Below are 18,108 nucleotides of genomic sequence, written 5' to 3'. Positions count from 1 at the left end.
GCCTTTATCTCTTAATTTAATTAAAAGATAAAGGCAAGATTGAGATATTATCAATGAAAGTTGATTTATATAAATTTATCGTCTTTTACTACCTGACATTATTATTTTTTTAAATTAACCATTGAAATAAAAATAGTAGAAATAACTATTGAAGAAATTAATAATATTGTAAATCCAGTAATGATTTCTTCAAGGCCAACACCTAAGTAAATAGTATAAAAAAGAATAATCATAGTAATAAATACATAAATCCCTGACTGCATACCCAAAATATAAAGAGAATTTTTTGAATATAACCCTAGATAAGAGAAAAAAACAGGTTGCATAATTGTATTAGCTAAAAACACCATAATTGTGAATAGCAAATAGAGCATGCCATAATTTATAATAATTCCAAGTGAACAAAATCCGAGAGAAAATAATTGAATGATATTACCTACCATGATTCTTTTTTTAAAAAGTACGGATTTCATGACTTTCATGATACCAATTGCACAGGGGAACCATATAATCAGTAGTATAATATACATTTGAACCATATCAATATGTTCAAAATATTTTGTTCGCATTGCTGGCATAATCATTAAAGAGAGGAAAAAACAAACATTGATTATAACCAAACTTGAAAAAGAAAAGAAAACAACTAATTTATTGTCTGTTTTTACAGAATCCTTAATATCATGTTTTTGTTTTTTTGCATTATTATTTTTAGAGCCAGTAAAATAGATAATTGAAGCAATAGAATAAATAAAAGCAGAAAAAAAATCTGCTGATGTACGGGAGTTTAAACTGAAGAAAGAGAAAGTGACTGGGATTATAAATGGCAGGCTTAATAACGCCAGGCTTAAGATAGAAAAATCCTTATTCGTCCTCTTTTCATTTCCTTCGGTTATAAGAATATTTCTTCCCATTATGACAATAAATCCACTTATTACTCCCCATAATATTCTATGTAGAGCATCCAGCCAAACTGAAATAAGTGTTGTTTCTCTTGCAAAGAGAATGCAGTTTATAGTTGCTAAAAATAAGAAGAATCCAAAAATATTTTTTTCAAAAAGAGCAATATTCATTTTTCGAATGAGGCAGGATATGGTCATACACCCCAGAGATAACCCCAATAAATAGGAAAAAACAGGAACATAAGCGTATAGAATCATGCCTCCATCTTTAAGCATAGTATCTACCCAAATCATCAGACCAGACGAACCGGTGATGTTTGCAGAGATTAATAACACATTAAGCATAACAGCTCTATTATTAAACATGGTGATCGTTTTCCTTTTGTTCAGTACTTGTTTCTTTTATTTTATTATTAACTACTTAATATTATTAGATGATTCTATTTGTCATGTTGCCTTTGATAGTATTCTGAAAGACCTATAGTTGTTGAATGTATTTAGTTGACTTGGAGATATCGTCTCGTTCACCCATGGGTAAGCATTATTCCAGACTTTAAATTTCTTATACTCCCTGTGCTTGTGCGTATTCGTGTCAACGATATATTGACAAGAATACTCTGTGTTAATAATACTAATAATTAGCTATATTGATCATTGATACGATTGAAATTCAAGCTAAAGAATGAATAAAGGTAGGATATGACTAAATGGTTACCTGATTACCATCGAATTTCAGCTAGCTTGAGTAAATACCCAGGTATAGGTGCTGCCCGGATACATGAATAAATAAGCTGTTCGAATGTTCTTTTAAGGTTAAAGCGCCAATTGAACCTGAAACAGAATTCGGCAAGATAACGAGGTAAATACTTTTTGCTAATCGAATGATATGTTCCACGTATTGAATTTTTTACGTTACTTATCATTGTGTTAACCCACTGAAAGTAGGGCAGCTTAACACTCTGCGCTCCACCGCCAGTGACGAGGGGCAAATGGAAAGTCCCGGCTTGCTCAACCCCCCGAAAGCAAGCTAATCCATCTGAAATAACAAGGGATTTTGGTTTAAGGGGCGTTTTAGCCCAACGGGTAAACTCCCCGGTCTTAAACCCTTTCACAACGCTAAAACGCATGAACATAGGGGGCCATGCCGAGCCCCGCCCCAGTATGCGTCATCAAGCTGGATAAATCCGCAGAGAGGCTTTTCGTCATCCCGTTCTTTCATCGCTTTCATTAGCTTGTGTTTCATACGCCACGCGGCGTTGTAGGAAATGCCCAGTTGACGTGACAATTCAAGTGCAGAAATCCCATTTATCTCCTGAGTCATGAGATAAATCGCCAAAAACCACACGGTTAAAGGTAATTTTGACGCAGAAAACAATGTGCCGGCCGTCAAGGATGTCTGATGATGGCATTGATTGCACTGATAAAGGAGACGAGATTTTAACTGGCAATACTTATCATGCCCACAATAAGGGCAGCGATACCCCGTAGCTCAAGTAAAGCATCAATTAAATATGCCCTTGAGAAACTGGATATTAGTTATAAAGAACATGAATTAGCTCCTTTACTTGCGTTGGTACGGGAAGTAGCAATAATTAAATCTTCAGGTCTATCCTTTCAGGATGTTGCGGATCTCCATTCTATACTACGTAAAATATAAGCCATGAAAGATCATCTATTTGTTTTCAATCAAGGTACAATTTCCGCATTATTGAATAGCCACAAGAAGTCTCTGGACGATATATCATTTCTTAATCTTAAAGGAGAAGTTGGTGTTTTATGGCTGAGTGAGCAGAGAGAACGCCGTAGAGATAGCCTTAAGCAAGGGGATTCCATTTACATTGACTCTTGGGTTCCTCATGCTTTCTACTCAATAGTTAAGGATTCTCATATATTTGCCATTGATTATTTTTAATTTATCGGGCTGGTTTATCCAGCTCGTATGAATTATCTCCAGTATTATGGACATCCTTTATCGTTATAGTTAATCTCAGTTTTGTTTAAGGATAGCTATTTCAAAATTACACAAATTTAAGCTCGGCTTTTTCGGCTGAAAAGTGTAGGCCATTAATCCTGACACGACTTCCAGCAGAAAACCGAGAATACTACGATGTCTTGAGCGTTCTATCTGAGAAATATTTTTCAACTGATCCACAACGGTCTCTATCACAAAATGCTTTCTTAACATCTGATTATCCCATAGTGATAAAGCGTTGGCTTTCATATTCTTGCGTACATTCGTCACCAATGTCATTCCTTCCGCTGTCAGCTCTTCACACAGTGCTTGTGAAAGATAACCTTTCTCCATATACATACCCACTCAACCCTTTCACTAACTGTTTGACCGGTTGGCAATTATCTGTATTAACCGGGGTCAACTTGATCGCTAAAAGCTCCCCACAATCATTGATAAGCAGGTGAAGTTTAAAGCCATAAAACCAGCCTGTACTGCTTTTTCCTCGACGTGAAAAATGCACACAGGGGGATGAGTGCTCTTTTTTTCAGTGTGAACATTCGGGTATAACTGACTAATTTGGGGAATTCTTTATGGAAATAAAGTGTCACATACTCAAAATAAAAGGATTTAAAATCAAGATAATGGCTCATGTGAAATAAAATGAGGATCGTCATCACTTCACTGAGAGAAAGGGAAGCGTCGCGGCGATGTTTGAGCAAGCCATTTTCAATTAACTGTTGATGCCAGAGAGGAATAAATTTTTGGCAAACATCATCGACGCCGCAGTAAAGTTCTTCTAAATTAGACATGCTTGAGGATCTCCACGATTCTGTTTTATTTGACAAAAACTTTGATCGTGCCTCAGGCACTGAGTTCCCTTCTTAAGCAAACCTCAGGTTATAATTATAAGGCAGTAGATAATCCGTTATTCCGACATACTTGCCGCTTCCCGTATCAGATGCTAAATCATTGTGCCTGTCTCCGCACCTCGAACATCAAAAACAATAGCGCCCTGAGCAAAGAAATATTGATTCTTAGGCTGTCTGTCTGTTCGCCAGAATCCACTGACCAAAGCCGGATGGCCTCCCCTCAAGGGGATGATATGCAAAAGATACCTCTTCCAACGCTAATAACTCTTCAATCGTTTGACGACGGCGAATCAATTGAGGTTTGCCATTAATAAACAGCACTTCGGAGATAAGCGGACGGCTATTGTAATTAGAAGACATTGACGCACCATAAGCACCGGTATCATGAAAAACCAGATAATCGCCAACCTGAACAGGTGGCAGCATTCTTGGCGCAACCCCACCACCTTCAACCTGTGTAAAAACATCACCTGATTCACATAACGGACCTGCGACTAACGTTTCCTGTAATGGAAGCTGTTCAAGCTGACGTCCATCAGCAGGCAAAACCGAGATATGGTGATAACTGCCATACATTGCCGGGCGCATTAAGTCATTGAATCCTGCATCCACCAGCACATAATGACGGCTTCCCATCTGTTTAACAGCCCGAACTTCTGTCATCAGAATGCCAGATTCTGCAACCAAAAATCTCCCCGGTTCAATTTCCAGCTCAACTTTATGGCCCAAATGTTGCTCAATCCTTTTACGAGCACCATCCCACAACCCAAAATAATGAGCGATATCGATCTGTTCATCTCCCTGCCGATAAGGAGTCGATAAACCACCACCAGCTGAAATTGCCTGAATATCTTCACCGCAGAGAATAACCTGTTCAACCATTGCATCGCACACACTCGCAAGGTGTTGATAATCAACACCAGAGCCAATATGCATATGCAAACCAAGCAATTTCAATCCATAGTGCCGTATTTTCTCAATTGCCAGTGGGAGATCCTGATACCAAATACCATGTTTGCTGTTTTCACCACCAGTATTGGTTTTCTGGCTATGACCATGACCAAACCCAGGGTTAATCCGCAACCATACCGGATGCCCTTTTTGACATTGACCAATCTGCTCCAGCATATCAATAGAGCCCGCATTAACCGGAATATCCAGTTCGGTTACCTGTTTAAGCGTTGGCACATCTATCAAATCAGCAGTAAAAACGATTTCTGCCATTTCTTGGCCCGGACGAAACCCAGCCCGCAAAGCACGCTCAATTTCACCCAGTGAAACCGCATCAACTTTCACACCATACTCACGCATAAGACGCAAAATATGAGTATTAGAGCAAGCTTTCTGCGCAAATCGAACCACATCAAACTGCCGTAACATTCTGATTCGTTGAATAATCGTTTCGCTATCATAAACCCATAACGGAGCACCATACGTTTCTGGCAGACAGCTTAGATTTTCGGGGATCAGATCAGAACAACTATTGCGGATAAAGGTACTCATTAGGGTTTCTCTCACAAAATCAGCAGATAACCCATTATTGGCAGTAAAAAACAGGAATAAAAATATCTGTTTCGCTATAGTCTATTCATCTGTGATATAGAGTTATCAACTAAAGGAGTCATCTATGTCTGCTTGTTCATGGCGCCATATTGAAATATTCCATGCGGTAATGACAGCAAAAAATCTGACAGAAGCGGCGGTTTTATTACAAACTTCACAACCGACCGTTAGCCGTGAATTAGCACGATTCGAACATCTGATAAAATTCAAACTGTTTGACCGGGTAAAAGGCCGCCTGCATCCGACAGCACAAGGATTACGCCTTTTTGAAGAAGTTCAGCGCTCTTATTATGGACTTGAAAGAATCATGAATGCGGCTGACAGTATCCGTAAATTTCAACACGCTCAACTTTCTATTACCTGCCTGCCGGTATTTTCACAATCCTTATTACCTAAAGTTTGTCACAACTTCACTCGCCAATACCCTGAGGCTAATTTAACCATCATTCCACAAGAATCACCGCTATTGGAAGAGTGGCTCTCAGCTCAGCGTCATGATCTTGGCCTGACCGAACATTTGCAAACACCACCCGGTACACAAAGAGAAACACTGATCACGCTGAATGAAATTTGCGTATTGCCCGCAGTTCATCCACTTAGTCATAAATCATTACTGACGCCAGAAGATTTCAGTGGGCAAAATTTTATCAGCCTTTCGATAACAGACAGCTACCGTCAACTTATTGATGGAATCTTCGCAGAGCACCATATTCACCGCCGAATGATTATGGAAACTCACAGTGCCGCATCAGTCTGTGCCATGGTGCGGGAAGGTATCGGCGTTTCTATTGTCAACCCACTGACCGTACTCGATTATCTGGACCACCACGGCGAAGCTGAAATATGCGCCCGCCCATTTAGTATTAACATTCCTTTTACTGTCAGCCTAATCAAACCCATTCACCGCCCTTCTTCCACCCCAGTCGATGCTTTTATTGAACACCTGAAAGCACAGATTGCCCTATTTCCTCAGAAACTCAAGTCAGCTTTTCAGCATTAGTGCTTGCCAGTGCGGAGAGGAAGCAAACCATTGAACTAGAAAATCCAGTAATGCCCTCAGCGTTGCTGGCATATTTTGACGACTGGCATAAATACCATAAATTCCCATAGCCTGAGGTCGATATTCTGGCAACAACTGAATCAATTTTCCTAACGCCAAATGCGAAGCAACAGAATAATAAGGTTGCATGGCGATTCCCACACCTTGCAATGTTGCTTCCATTAACACCATCGATTCATTGGCACTCAAAGTACCGCTAACAGGAACAGAATATTTTTCCCCTCGGTGTTCAAATAACCAAAGACTTTTGCCAAAAAAGTTATAAGTCATACAGTTATGCAGGGCTAAATCAGCAGGCTTTTGAGGAAGCATTTTTCCCATCAGGTAGGAAGGGGCAGCACAAATCACAGAATGACATGTCGATAACGGTCTGGCGATCAAATTCGGTTCCAGATTATTCGTGATGCGTAACGCTAAATCTATCCGCTCCTCGACCAAATTTATTGCCTTATTGCTCATTTGCATATCAATAGCTATCTGAGGATAAATCTGCATAAACTCAGGAATCGCCACAGACAACGCGCTTACTGCCAGAGATTGAGAACTGCTTATCCGTAAAAGACCACTCAACTCCTGCGCTTCTACTGGTTGATGAACAGGCATCTCTTCCGACAATTGCAATAACTTACGGCTGCGCTGATAAGCGATCTCTCCTGCTGATGTCAGGCTGATCTTTCTCGTTGTACGATGTAACAGACGTACTCCCGCCCATTTTTCCATTTCAGCCAGATAGCGGGATACCATTGCCCGCGACATATCTAACCGTTCCGATGCAGCAATCATGCTACCTTGTTCTACAATTATAGTGAACACTTGCGCAGCAGTGATTCTATCCATCAATTAGCTCGATTTATGCAACAAATAATTGCCAATTATGCGGTTTTTTCATCGAAAAACGCAACTTATTATGAACCTTGCTACACACAACATCAGGAATTCAATCATGACTCGCAAAACAACACTAAATATTGCGCTGGCAGGTATCCTTTCCTTGGGTACTATTTCTCTGGCACAAGCCACTAACCTAAAACTGGATGTTTTCAATCCAGGTGAAAGAAGCGTATTTCCCGTCTCTTCTGAGCTCATCATCGGTGATAGAGAAGTTGTACTGATCGATGCTCAGTTCCAAAAAAATGACGCTGAAGCACTGGCCAGAAGAATTAAGTATACCGGCAGAAAACTGACAACCATCTATATCAGTCAGTCTGATCCTGATTTCTATTTTGGCCTTGATACACTGACCAAAGCGTTCCCTAACGCAAAAGTCATTGCATCACCAGAAACCATTAAAGAAATCAAAAAGACCAAAGATGGCAAACTGGCTTATTGGGGAGGTGTTCTGAAAGAACGGGCCCCCAAAAAAGTTATCGTGCCGCAACCGTTGGAAGGTAACACTTTTACAGTTGACGGTGAGAAGTTAATCGTCGAAGGTCTTGATGGCCCTGCAGCTGACCGTACTTTTGTTTGGATACCAAAATTAAAAGCGGTAGTAGGCGGTGTCACTGTTTCAAGCAACATTCATGTCTGGATGGCGGATACACAGACTAAAGAGTCTCGTAAAAACTGGATGCAGACATTAGATCGTATAAAAGAGCTAAAACCAACAATTGTGGTTCCGGGACATTTCATTGGTAACACACCAATGACGTTGGAATCCGTTCATTTCACGCAAAAGTACCTGACTATTTTTGAGAAAGAGCTGGCAAAAGCGAAAGATTCAAAAGCGCTAATAGCCGCAATGGAAAAGCACTATCCAAAACTTGGAGACAAATCCAGTCTCGAATTAAGTGCTAAGGTGCTGAAAGGCGAAATGAAGTGGCCCCAATAAGTGAATTAACTCTTTTTCAGGAATAAGTAATATGCCCGGAATGACTCTGCATTATATCTATGATCCACTATGTGGCTGGTGTTATGGCGTTTCCTCTCTGATACAAGCAGCAAAAGAGGTCGCGAATATGGAAATTGAATTGCATGGCGGCGGAATGCTGACAGGTGAGAATAGACGCCAAATAGACAGCACATGGCGTGATTATGTCCTTAGTCAGGATAAACGGATCGCAAGCCTTACCGGGCAAATTTTCAGTGAGCAATATGTCACACTGTTAAATGATAAATCACTGATTATGGATTCATTACCACCAATATCAGCCATTCTTGCAGCAGAAAAGCTGGCTGGTAAAGGTGTCGAAATGTTACTGGCAGCACAAAAAGCGCATTATGTTCGTGGATTAAAAATCAGCAAAACTGAAACATTACTGAATTTGGCAAATGAATTACAGCTTGATTCAGAGCTGTTCCAGCAAGAGCTGACACTGAATAATGAATCAGAAAGTCTCCAACATATTAGGAAAAGCCGTGAACTATTGGCAGCAGTTGGCGGCTCAGGTTTCCCTACGTTTATTTTAGAAAATAACAGAAACGAGCTATCTATTATTTCTCTTGATAAATACTTGGGACAACCCAAACGTTGGCAAGATGCGCTGATTCACGATCAGTTTTAATACCACAGTCAGTTTCAATACCACAATTTTAACTACTGGCGCCCATACATTTTCAGCTATCGGGCGCCATTCACGATACCCCATCTATTCCCAATAAGTGCATATAGATCATTATGACCGCAGAAATGGCTATATATGGACCAAAAGCAACAGACTTTCGGTAATTTTCTCGTATTCTCCACATCCAAAAGTACCCAATAAGACCAAACAATGAGGATAAAAACATTAATAAAGGAATTGCACCAATCCCCAACCAGGCACTAACCGCCGCCATTAACTTAAAATCACCATATCCTAACCCTTCTTTATGACAAATTATTCTGAATAACCAATAGAGCGACCATAAAATCAAATAACCCGCAATCGCACCTGTCACAGCTTGTTCGATAGGCACAAAAGTTTGATTCAAATTCAATAGTAACCCTAACCATAAAAGTGAATAATTTATTATGTCTGGCAATAACTTAATTTTTATATCAATAAAAGAAAGTATAATTAGCATCCAAACAAATATCAAAACAACATATAAATGAAAATTCAATGGAAAATAAATCATAAAAATAGCAGTTATAAACAGAGTCACTAATTCAACCTGAAAATAACCAAAAAATATTTTCTCATATCCATAAATAATTTTAATAAATACAAATATCACTTTATTCAAAGTTATTCCAGACACTATTCCAATAAAAATAGCTAAAACAATCACCTCAACATTAATATCCATTTAATAAAACATCTCCAAATTAATTATATAATGAATATTTCAACCAAATAACAAAAAAATATTCATTATGTCTTTGGCATAAAAAGATAATAATAAATACCTCTACTTTAAAACAACAAAATAAATATAAAACAGTCAAATTAAATATAAATATGCGAGCAGACTCGCAACATTTATTCAGAGATAACAATCTGCATCGAGATAGCTTGATAATTGGATTAAGCCTCCCTTATCATACCCTCCATTATTTATTGCTTTATGTATATACCCAATGGATTTCAAGATGCATCGCGACGGCAAGGGAGCGAATCCCCGGGAGCATAGATAACGATGTGACCGGGGTGAGTGAGTGCAGCCAACAAAGAGGCAACTTGAAAGATGACGGGTATACCCCGCAGGAAGGAAAGAAAAACATGCGTATACCCCGCATATATCACCCGGAATTACTCTCATCGAATACTGAAATTTATCTGAGTGATGAGGCGGCTAACCATGTTGGGCGGGTACTCAGAATGAGTCATGGCCAACAGTTGCAACTGTTTGATGGCAGCAATCAGATCTTCAACGCTCAGATTACCGAAGCTAGCAAAAAATCTGTCAAAGTACATATCAACAATAGCGAACTTGCCGATAATGAATCACCACTTAATCTCCATCTGGGGCAAGTCATATCCCGCAGTGAGAAAATGGAATTCACCATTCAAAAATCCGTAGAATTAGGGGTAAATATTATTACGCCTTTAATTTCTGAACGCTGTGGTGTAAAGCTGGATGGAGAACGGCTGGCTAAAAAACTTCAACAGTGGCAGAAAATTGCTATTGCTGCCTGTGAGCAATGCTATCGTAACCGTATACCTGAAATTCGCCCAGTGATGCAACTAGAGCACTGGTGTGCGGAAAATGATGTCAGTTTAAAATTAAATCTACATCCACGAGCCAGTCAAAGCATCAATACCCTGCCTTTACCTGTAGAAAAAGTGCGTTTACTGATCGGCCCGGAAGGTGGATTATCGATAGACGAAATTGCCATGACAGCTAATTACCAATTTACTGATATCCTATTAGGACCACGGGTACTGAGAACAGAAACGACAGCGCTCACCGCAATTACTGCATTACAAGTGCGTTTCGGCGATTTGGGTTAAGGAGAAAGAATGATCAAACTCGGCATAGTGATGGACCCTATTTCATCCATCAACATCAAGAAAGACACCAGTTTTGCCATGCTATTAGAAGTACAACGTCGCGGCTGGGAACTCCATTATATGGAGATGAGTGATCTCTATCTGCACCAAGGGGAAGCCCGCGCTCGTACCCGCCTATTGCAGGTAGAAAACCATCCACAGCAATGGTATCAATTCGATAGAGAACAAGATCTGGCCCTGGAAACATTGGATGTCATCCTGATGCGTAAAGATCCACCATTTGATACCGAATACATTTACGCCACTTATATTTTGGAACGCGCGGAAGAGAAAGGCACGCTCATTGTCAATAAACCACAGAGCCTACGCGATTGTAACGAAAAACTCTTCACAGCCTGGTTCCCTGATTTAACACCAGATACATTAGTGACTCGCAACGCCACCCACTTACGTGAATTCCACCAGAAACATGGTGATGTCATCTTTAAACCACTAGATGGCATGGGCGGCGCATCAATATTCCGCCTGAAAAAAGATGACCCAAACGTTGGCGTTATTATTGAAACCTTGACGGAACATGGCAATCGCTTCTGCATGGCGCAGAATTTCCTACCAGCGATAAAAGAAGGCGATAAACGGGTATTAATTGTCGATGGTGAGCCCGTTCCTTATTGCCTGGCTCGTATCCCCGCCAAAGGTGAAACCCGTGGTAACCTTGCTGCGGGTGGCCGTGGTGAAGCTCGTCCACTTTCAAAAAGTGACTGGGCTATCGCCAGAGCTGTTGCTCCAACTTTGCAAGAAAAAGGGTTAATCTTTGTTGGTCTGGACATCATTGGAGACAAACTGACTGAAATTAATGTCACCAGTCCAACCTGTGCACGCGAGATAGAAGCCGCTTTCCCTGATATTTCAATCACTGGCATGTTAATAAATGCGATTGAAGAACGATTAGAGAAATAAAAAATTCTTTTTGCGAATTTGCCTGTCAGGGTTTGTCATTTATACTTTTAGCCCACATACTGTTGGGCTAAATAATCCTTACATAGCTAGGTTAATTACTAGAAAAAAAATGAATCTACAGCACCATTTTCTTATCGCCATGCCTTCATTATCTGATCCCTATTTCAAACGTTCAGTTGTTTACATATGTGAACACAATGAAAATGGGGCTATGGGATTGGTGATAAATAAACCTATCGAGCAAATCTCCGTTCGGAAAGTTTTACAAAAGCTGAAAATATCACCAGAAGATCGGGATGAAAGTATCAATCTAAACAAGCCTGTCATGACTGGTGGCCCACTTGCTGAAGATCATGGTTTTATATTGCACACACCAAAACCAGGTTTCAGTTCAAGTATCAAAATTTCCGATGACACAATGATCACTACCTCCAAAGATGTCCTTGAAACCTTGGGTACACCACGTCAACCAAAACAGATATTGGTCACGTTGGGGTATGCCAGTTGGGAAAAGGGTCAACTTGAAAAAGAGATAATGGAGAATAGCTGGCTAACAACAAACGCTGATCCACACATTATTTTCAACTCACCCATTGCGGACCGCTGGCGTGAAGCCGCATCTTTGCTCGGAATCAATATCTATAATATTGCTCCACAGGCGGGGCATGCATAGATGAATAACCGTACAATAATGGCCTTCGATTTTGGCACCCGCAGCATCGGCGCTGCCATTGGACAAGAAATCACGGGCACCGCCAGAGCATTAACCTCGTTTAAAGCCACAGAGGGTATCCCCAATTGGGGGCAAATCGAAAAATTACTTAAAGAATGGCAGCCTGATCTGGTTATCGTTGGTCTTCCCCTCAATATGGATGGCACTGAGCAATTAGTCACAGTGCAAGCACGTAAATTTGCAAACCGGCTGCATGGCCGGTTTGGCGTACAAGTTCAACTCCAAGATGAACGCCTGACAACTGTTGAAGCCCGTGCTCATCTGTTTGACCGAGGTGGTTATAAAGCCTTAAATAAAGGAAAAGTAGATGCTACTTCCGCTGTTATTATTCTGGAAAGCTGGTTTGAACAGCGCTATTAATAGCAATCAAGTGACAGTAACAGCTATCAATTAACAGCAACCGTATAACCGCGATTCGCGATTCGCGATTAACTGATAGCATTCTTTTTGATCTTCCTCTCTGTCTGCTCTGCCAGTAATCCCTGTAATTCACGCTGCTGCCAGCCTTGCTCATAGGTTTGCATCCCACTGGCAGCGCCCGTCTGCATAAGTGTTGTTATTTGATGATTTTTTCCTTCTCGTATCAGATGACTCACTGCCTGATTAACTACCAATACTTCATATACAGCAACTCGTCCCCCTCCCTGGGCAGAGACTAATTGCTGTGCTATCACAGCTTTCAGGCTGCCTGCTAACTGGCTACGTACCCACCCTTTTTCTTCAGCGGAGAAAATATCCACCAGCCGGTCAATTGCCTGTACAGCACCTCTGGTATGCAAAGTCGACAATACCAAATGCCCAGTCTCTGCCGCGGTTAACGCCAAGCGTATTGTCTCCTTATCCCGCAACTCACCCAACAACAATACATCAGGATCTTGCCGGAGAGCCCCTTTTAACGCTTCCTGATAACTGGGCGAATCCAATCCAATTTGTCGCTGTTGTATCAGACAATCGCGGCTGTGGTGGATAAATTCGACGGGATCTTCCAACGTAATAATGTGCTGACAACTGTGGCTATTCAGCATATCCACAATGGCAGTTAACGTTGTCGACTTCCCACTGCCTGTAGCACCTGTTACCAGGATCAACCCACTCTCTTCCCGCAAAGCCATCTCACGGATAATTTCAGGTGCTTTTAGCTGTTCCAGAGTTGAACACTGAGAGTGAATTAAACGCAAAACGGCTGACAACCCGGAATGCTGACGAAAGATGTTGCCTCTCAATCGTTGGCCATTTTCTGTCTCCAACGCAAAATCCACATGTCCACTAGTTAATAGCTGTTGTCGCTGATTGTCTGATAAAAACAGCCTACTCCACTCTTCCAGCAATAGATTATTTACAGATGGCAGTTGAGTTTGCGGACAAAGCACTCCATTTATACGTAATACAGGAACTTGCCCAATACAAAGATGCAGATCTGAAGCATTATGCTTTACACTAAGGGCCACTAGCTTATCCATATTCATTTTTTAATCTCCTGAGTCACCATGAACAATATTGAACAAAATTTACAAGATGTCAGGACCCACATAGCCATTGCCACACAGAAATGCGAACGCGTTCCAGAAGAAATTACCTTGCTTGCAGTCAGTAAAACCAAACCTGTGGAAGATATCGAAAAAGCAATCGCTGCCGGGCAACGACAGTTTGGTGAAAATTATGTGCGGGAAGGTGTAGAAAAAATTGCTTATTTTGCAAATCGTAATGATTTGATATGGCACTTTATCGGTCCGTTACAGTCTAATAAAAGCCGTTTGGTGGCAGAAAATTTTAACTGGTGTCATACCATTGACCGCTTAAAAATAGCACAACGTCTGAACGAACAACGCCCGGAGGGAATGAAACCGCTGAATATTCTTATTCAAATAAATATCAGTGATGAACAGAGCAAATCAGGTATTCAACTTGATGAACTATCAACGCTGGCAGCCGAAGTGAATAAACTGCCGAATGTAAGGCTCCGTGGTTTAATGGCAATCCCGGTACCAGAACCTGACTATGAACATCAATTAGTGGTTTTCAGGAGAATGGAACAAGCCTTCCTTAACCTGAAAACGAAATATCCTCAAATAGATACTCTTTCAATGGGGATGACTGATGATATGGTTGCCGCTATTAATTGTGGTTCCACATTAGTACGAATTGGAACAGCAATTTTTGGTGCGCGTCAGTATCACAATTAACCATTTCAATGCTACGAGGTATTCAATGGAGAAACGTAAAATTACCTTTATTGGTGCAGGTAATATGGCTCACGCCATCATAGCTGGATTAGTAAAAGGAGGGTACCCTGCTGAGCTGATTAATGTCTGCGCACCAAGTACTACTCGCCGTGATGCACTAGCAAAAGAGTATGGCGTTAACAGCGGTAGTGACAATATTCGCTACGCACAGGAAGCCGACATTGTTGTTCTGGCGGTAAAACCGCAAGTGATGGCGGATATTTGTCAGCCTCTGAAAGAAAACGTAGATTTCAGTAACAAGCTAGTTCTATCTATCGCCTCAGGCATTTCCGTTGCACGTTTTGATGCTTTATTACAAGACAAACTCAATATTGTCCGTATCATGCCAAACACGCCGGCATTGGTTGGTCAGGGGTTGAGTGGATTATTCGCATCTGAACAAGTCAACCAGTCTGACCGTGACTTCACTCAAGCATTAATGAACAGTGTCGGTAAAACCTACTGGGTAAAAGATGAAAACGGCATCAATGACATCATCGCTTTAGCGGGCAGTGCGCCTGCTTATTTCTTCCTATTTATGGAATCAATGCAACAGGAAGCAGAACGTTTAGGTTTTGATAGCCAAACAGCCCGTGAAATTGTTTTGCAAACGGCAATAGGTTCTGCGGCACTGTCCGCATCAAATGTAGATCTCCCTTTTGCAACCCTGCGTGAACAGGTAACATCTAAAGGCGGTACTACTGCGGAAGCATTACGTGTTTTTTATGAAGGCAAATTGCCAGAAACCGTATCCAACGCTATGCAGGCGGCTATTCGCCGGGCACAGGAAATGGAAAAACAATTTTAATTTTATCAAGGCTGCTAAATGCAATTTTTAACCTTTATTCTGTTCACAGTTCTGGATTTATACATCGCTGTTTTATTACTTCGTGTATGGATGCAATGGGCTCGTTGTGATTTTTATAACCCATTTGCCCAATTTATTGTGAAAACAACTCAACCGATCGTTCGACCATTACGCCGAGTTATACCGGCTATTGGCTCGCTCGATACTGCCTCCATTGTTATTGCTTACATTCTGGTATTGTTTAAATTAATCACGCAACTTTGGTTCAGTACCGGTGCAGTTGCCTTCCTCACACTTTTTATCCCTATCGGGTTAATCGAATTGCTGACAGCAGCGGGTAAACTGATATTTTGGTTGGTGCTGGCACGTGCTCTACTAAGCTGGATAAGCCAGGGACGCAATCCGATTGACTATGTTCTCATGCAACTAACAGAACCATTGATGGCACCTATCCGCCGTATTATTCCAACAATGGGCGGCCTTGATTTTTCAGCAATGATCGTCATTTTGATCCTCTACGCACTGAACTATCTTCGTGCTGATGTTCTCTCATGGCTGATACAGTAAATAAGAATTAAATTGGGTTTAAAATAATGCAAAAAGTCGTTCTGGCAACCGGCAACCCCGGAAAAGTTCGTGAACTGGCACAATTACTGGCTGATTTTTGTCTGGATATTGTTGCTCAAACTGAGTTAGGCGTAGATTCAGCCGAAGAAACCGGGCTGACATTTATTGAAAATGCCATTCTTAAAGCTCGCCACGCCGCACAAGTTACCGGCCTACCGGCAATTGCAGATGACTCTGGTCTATCCGTGGACATCCTTGGCGGTGCTCCAGGTATCTATTCGGCCCGCTATGCAGGTGAAAACAGCACCGATCAGCAAAATCTAGAAAAACTGCTAGATGCGATGAAAGATGTTCCTGATGATCAACGTCAAGCTCAGTTTAACTGTGTGCTGGTTTATATGCGCCACGCGGAAGATCCAACACCGTTGGTGTTTCATGGCCGCTGGCCGGGGATTATCGCACGTAAACCTGCCGGTAACGGTGGGTTTGGTTATGATCCCATCTTCCACATACCGGAATTAGGCTGTACTGCGGCTGAATTAACTGGTGAACAGAAAAATGCCGTTTCACACCGTGGTCAGGCACTAAAGATGATGTTGGATACACTACGTAATGCTTAAGCTCCCACCACTAAGTCTTTATATCCATATTCCATGGTGTGTACAAAAGTGTCCTTACTGTGATTTCAACTCTCACGCCTTGAAAGGTGATGTTCCGCACCAGGAATATGTTGACCATTTATTGGCAGATCTGAACGCAGATCTGCCAATGGCCAATGAACGGGAAGTTACCACTATCTTTATTGGTGGTGGAACCCCTAGCCTACTTAGCTCACAGGCAATGCAACAATTACTGGATGGCGTTCGCGATCGCCTACCGGTATCACCGCAAGCTGAAATTACTATGGAAGCCAATCCGGGTACTGTGGAAGCCAACCGCTTTAGTGGTTATCAGCAAGCGGGTATTAACCGAATATCCATTGGCGTACAGAGTTTCAGCCCGGATAAACTGGTACGGCTCGGCCGTATTCACGGACCGGATGAAGCCAAACGGGCAGCACGTTTAGCCGCTAGTCTGGGGCTACGCAGTTTTAATCTGGATTTGATGCATGGTTTGCCGAACCAAAGCCTTGATGAGGCGCTGGATGATTTACGTCAGGCAATTGCGTTATCACCACCGCATCTTTCATGGTATCAGTTGACTATTGAGCCTAATACCAGCTTTGGCTCCCGCCCTCCCGTTCTGCCCGACGATGATGCTTTATGGGATATTTTTTCACAAGGCCACCAATTGCTGACAGCAGCAGGTTATCAGCAATATGAAACTTCTGCTTATGCCAAACCAGGCTATCAATGCCAGCATAATCTCAACTACTGGCGCTTTGGAGATTACCTTGGTATTGGCTGTGGCGCTCATGGAAAAATCACATTTGAAGATGGCCGCATTCTGCGTACAGTGAAAACCAAACATCCTCGTGGATATATGCAAGGACGCTATCTGGATAAACAGAATCAGGTAGAAAATGAAGATCGGCCATTTGAATTTTTTATGAACCGATTCCGTCTACTAGAAATGATGCCAAAACAAGATTTCAGTGATTTCACCGGGTTATCTGAGGTCTCAATTCACACTCAAATTGAGCAAGCCTTGGCCGCAGGTTATCTCTCTGAAACAGCAACACACTGGCAAATTACGCAGAAAGGTAAACTGTTCCTAAATTCATTATTGGAACTATTTCTCTAGCACAAAAATTGCCTTCGGAAAATTCAGCGCCACAAAGATCATCTTGTGCATAAACTCGTATACCGCTATTGGTTTCAAGTTTATTTACAATACATTGCCCCTTACTGAACTTTAGTAGGGGCTCCCCATTAGACGGTAGCGACTAATTGCCCTATGTCGGACTACTGTTCCTTTCGGAAGGTTGATTACACCCCAGAATTTAAATAATATATAAATTACAACTATTGGGATAGGCACTTAACCAAGACATTAATATTAAAATAATAATTCACAATTTAATTTTCAATAATAAAAATTCAACATGTGAAAAAATAAATCAACGAATATAACACAAAACAATAATATAAAGATTAATTA

General features: G+C 41.3%; 17 protein-coding genes and 2 pseudogenes. 12 read left to right on the top strand and 7 right to left on the bottom strand.

Annotated elements, in window-relative coordinates:
* Positions 1–101: 101 nt before the first annotated feature.
* The 4 genes and pseudogenes from D3222_RS21670 to lysA all read right to left on the bottom strand — a co-directional run bounded on the left by D3222_RS21670 (position 102) and on the right by lysA (position 5,225).
* On the bottom strand, positions 102–1,265 hold the full coding sequence (locus tag D3222_RS21670; RefSeq protein ID WP_118987970.1) for a hypothetical protein: 1,164 nt from the start codon (positions 1,263–1,265) through the stop codon (positions 102–104).
* A gap of 353 nt (positions 1,266–1,618) precedes the next feature.
* Positions 1,619–2,382, bottom strand: a pseudogene (locus D3222_RS21665) (IS1595 family transposase); the annotation flags it as partial.
* 504 nt (positions 2,383–2,886) lie between these two features.
* Positions 2,887–3,662 (bottom strand): annotated as a pseudogene (locus tag D3222_RS21650) (IS982 family transposase).
* Between the two features lie 225 nt (positions 3,663–3,887).
* Entirely contained in the window at positions 3,888–5,225 is a 1,338-nt protein-coding gene (lysA, locus tag D3222_RS21645) for a diaminopimelate decarboxylase (protein WP_118987967.1), read from the bottom strand.
* Positions 5,226–5,349: 124 nt separating this feature from the next.
* Here lysA and D3222_RS21640 point away from each other — a divergent pair, with 124 nt between their 5' ends.
* On the top strand, positions 5,350–6,285 hold the full coding sequence (locus D3222_RS21640) for a LysR family transcriptional regulator (RefSeq protein WP_118987966.1): 936 nt from the start codon (positions 5,350–5,352) through the stop codon (positions 6,283–6,285).
* Here D3222_RS21640 and D3222_RS21635 read toward each other — a convergent pair.
* On the bottom strand, positions 6,268–7,182 hold the full coding sequence (locus D3222_RS21635) for a LysR family transcriptional regulator (RefSeq protein WP_118987965.1): 915 nt from the start codon (positions 7,180–7,182) through the stop codon (positions 6,268–6,270). The two genes, D3222_RS21640 and D3222_RS21635, sit on opposite strands and share 18 nt — an antisense overlap.
* Positions 7,183–7,288: 106 nt before the next feature.
* Between D3222_RS21635 and D3222_RS21630 the strand changes: the two genes are divergently transcribed.
* Positions 7,289–8,173 carry an MBL fold metallo-hydrolase gene (locus D3222_RS21630; RefSeq protein WP_118987964.1) on the top strand — a complete coding sequence of 295 codons (885 nt, stop codon included), beginning with the start codon at positions 7,289–7,291 and terminating at the stop codon, positions 8,171–8,173.
* 31 nt (positions 8,174–8,204) lie between these two features.
* A complete protein-coding gene (locus D3222_RS21625) occupies positions 8,205–8,846 on the top strand; it encodes a DsbA family protein (protein ID WP_118987963.1) in 642 nt (213 codons plus the stop codon).
* A 70-nt stretch (positions 8,847–8,916) separates the two neighbouring features.
* On the opposite strand, the gene D3222_RS21620 is transcribed toward D3222_RS21625, so the two are convergent.
* Positions 8,917–9,573 carry a prepilin peptidase gene (locus tag D3222_RS21620; RefSeq protein WP_232832614.1) on the bottom strand — a complete coding sequence of 219 codons (657 nt, stop codon included), beginning with the start codon at positions 9,571–9,573 and terminating at the stop codon, positions 8,917–8,919.
* A gap of 413 nt (positions 9,574–9,986) precedes the next feature.
* On the opposite strand from D3222_RS21620, the gene rsmE reads away from it, so the two are divergent.
* The 4 genes from rsmE (at position 9,987) to ruvX (ending at position 12,771) form a co-directional block, all read left to right on the top strand.
* Positions 9,987–10,718, top strand: a complete 732-nt coding sequence (gene rsmE, locus D3222_RS21615) for a 16S rRNA (uracil(1498)-N(3))-methyltransferase (RefSeq protein ID WP_118987962.1) — start codon at positions 9,987–9,989, stop codon at positions 10,716–10,718.
* 9 nt (positions 10,719–10,727) lie between these two features.
* A complete protein-coding gene (gene gshB / locus D3222_RS21610; RefSeq protein ID WP_118987961.1) occupies positions 10,728–11,678 on the top strand; it encodes a glutathione synthase in 951 nt (316 codons plus the stop codon).
* A 109-nt stretch (positions 11,679–11,787) separates the two neighbouring features.
* A complete protein-coding gene (locus D3222_RS21605; protein WP_118987960.1) occupies positions 11,788–12,351 on the top strand; it encodes a YqgE/AlgH family protein in 564 nt (187 codons plus the stop codon).
* Positions 12,352–12,771 carry a Holliday junction resolvase RuvX gene (ruvX, locus tag D3222_RS21600; protein ID WP_118987959.1) on the top strand — a complete coding sequence of 140 codons (420 nt, stop codon included), beginning with the start codon at positions 12,352–12,354 and terminating at the stop codon, positions 12,769–12,771.
* A 68-nt stretch (positions 12,772–12,839) separates the two neighbouring features.
* On the opposite strand, the gene D3222_RS21595 is transcribed toward ruvX, so the two are convergent.
* The gene (locus D3222_RS21595) at positions 12,840–13,877 is read right to left on the bottom strand and encodes a type IV pilus twitching motility protein PilT (RefSeq protein ID WP_118987958.1); all 1,038 of its coding nucleotides are present in this window, start codon (positions 13,875–13,877) and stop codon (positions 12,840–12,842) included.
* Positions 13,878–13,898: 21 nt separating this feature from the next.
* Here D3222_RS21595 and D3222_RS21590 point away from each other — a divergent pair, with 21 nt between their 5' ends.
* The 5 genes from D3222_RS21590 to hemW are packed head-to-tail and all read left to right on the top strand — an operon-like array spanning position 13,899 to position 17,751.
* Positions 13,899–14,594, top strand: a complete 696-nt coding sequence (locus tag D3222_RS21590; RefSeq protein WP_118987957.1) for a YggS family pyridoxal phosphate-dependent enzyme — start codon at positions 13,899–13,901, stop codon at positions 14,592–14,594.
* A gap of 25 nt (positions 14,595–14,619) precedes the next feature.
* The gene (gene proC, locus D3222_RS21585) at positions 14,620–15,441 is read left to right on the top strand and encodes a pyrroline-5-carboxylate reductase (protein WP_118987956.1); all 822 of its coding nucleotides are present in this window, start codon (positions 14,620–14,622) and stop codon (positions 15,439–15,441) included.
* 18 nt (positions 15,442–15,459) lie between these two features.
* The gene (locus D3222_RS21580; protein WP_118987955.1) at positions 15,460–16,008 is read left to right on the top strand and encodes a YggT family protein; all 549 of its coding nucleotides are present in this window, start codon (positions 15,460–15,462) and stop codon (positions 16,006–16,008) included.
* Positions 16,009–16,034: 26 nt separating this feature from the next.
* Positions 16,035–16,628 carry an XTP/dITP diphosphatase gene (locus D3222_RS21575; protein ID WP_118987954.1) on the top strand — a complete coding sequence of 198 codons (594 nt, stop codon included), beginning with the start codon at positions 16,035–16,037 and terminating at the stop codon, positions 16,626–16,628.
* Positions 16,621–17,751 (top strand): radical SAM family heme chaperone HemW, encoded by a 1,131-nt coding sequence (hemW, locus tag D3222_RS21570; protein ID WP_118987953.1) that lies wholly within the window; start codon positions 16,621–16,623, stop codon positions 17,749–17,751. The genes D3222_RS21575 and hemW overlap by 8 nt, the downstream gene beginning before the upstream one ends.
* The last annotated feature ends 357 nt before the right edge of the window (positions 17,752–18,108 follow it).

Source organism: Photorhabdus sp. CRCIA-P01 (assembly GCF_003545805.1).
Taxonomy (GTDB): Bacteria; Pseudomonadota; Gammaproteobacteria; order Enterobacterales; family Enterobacteriaceae; genus Photorhabdus; species Photorhabdus antumapuensis.
This window is presented reverse-complemented; position numbering and strand designations above follow the sequence as displayed.

Bases quoted from the DNA above. Each gene is read 5' to 3' on its own strand.
- D3222_RS21670 (WP_118987970.1), bottom strand. From the start codon at position 1,265: ATGTTTAATAATAGAGCTGTTATGCTTAATGTGTTATTAATCTCTGCA.
- lysA (WP_118987967.1), bottom strand. From the start codon at position 5,225: ATGAGTACCTTTATCCGCAATAGTTGTTCTGATCTGATCCCCGAAAAT.
- D3222_RS21640 (WP_118987966.1), top strand. From the start codon at position 5,350: ATGTCTGCTTGTTCATGGCGCCATATTGAAATATTCCATGCGGTAATG.
- D3222_RS21635 (WP_118987965.1), bottom strand. From the start codon at position 7,182: ATGGATAGAATCACTGCTGCGCAAGTGTTCACTATAATTGTAGAACAA.
- D3222_RS21630 (WP_118987964.1), top strand. From the start codon at position 7,289: ATGACTCGCAAAACAACACTAAATATTGCGCTGGCAGGTATCCTTTCC.
- D3222_RS21625 (WP_118987963.1), top strand. From the start codon at position 8,205: ATGCCCGGAATGACTCTGCATTATATCTATGATCCACTATGTGGCTGG.
- D3222_RS21620 (WP_232832614.1), bottom strand. From the start codon at position 9,573: ATGGATATTAATGTTGAGGTGATTGTTTTAGCTATTTTTATTGGAATA.
- rsmE (WP_118987962.1), top strand. From the start codon at position 9,987: ATGCGTATACCCCGCATATATCACCCGGAATTACTCTCATCGAATACT.
- gshB (WP_118987961.1), top strand. From the start codon at position 10,728: ATGATCAAACTCGGCATAGTGATGGACCCTATTTCATCCATCAACATC.
- D3222_RS21605 (WP_118987960.1), top strand. From the start codon at position 11,788: ATGAATCTACAGCACCATTTTCTTATCGCCATGCCTTCATTATCTGAT.
- ruvX (WP_118987959.1), top strand. From the start codon at position 12,352: ATGAATAACCGTACAATAATGGCCTTCGATTTTGGCACCCGCAGCATC.
- D3222_RS21595 (WP_118987958.1), bottom strand. From the start codon at position 13,877: ATGAATATGGATAAGCTAGTGGCCCTTAGTGTAAAGCATAATGCTTCA.
- D3222_RS21590 (WP_118987957.1), top strand. From the start codon at position 13,899: ATGAACAATATTGAACAAAATTTACAAGATGTCAGGACCCACATAGCC.
- proC (WP_118987956.1), top strand. From the start codon at position 14,620: ATGGAGAAACGTAAAATTACCTTTATTGGTGCAGGTAATATGGCTCAC.
- D3222_RS21580 (WP_118987955.1), top strand. From the start codon at position 15,460: ATGCAATTTTTAACCTTTATTCTGTTCACAGTTCTGGATTTATACATC.
- D3222_RS21575 (WP_118987954.1), top strand. From the start codon at position 16,035: ATGCAAAAAGTCGTTCTGGCAACCGGCAACCCCGGAAAAGTTCGTGAA.
- hemW (WP_118987953.1), top strand. From the start codon at position 16,621: ATGCTTAAGCTCCCACCACTAAGTCTTTATATCCATATTCCATGGTGT.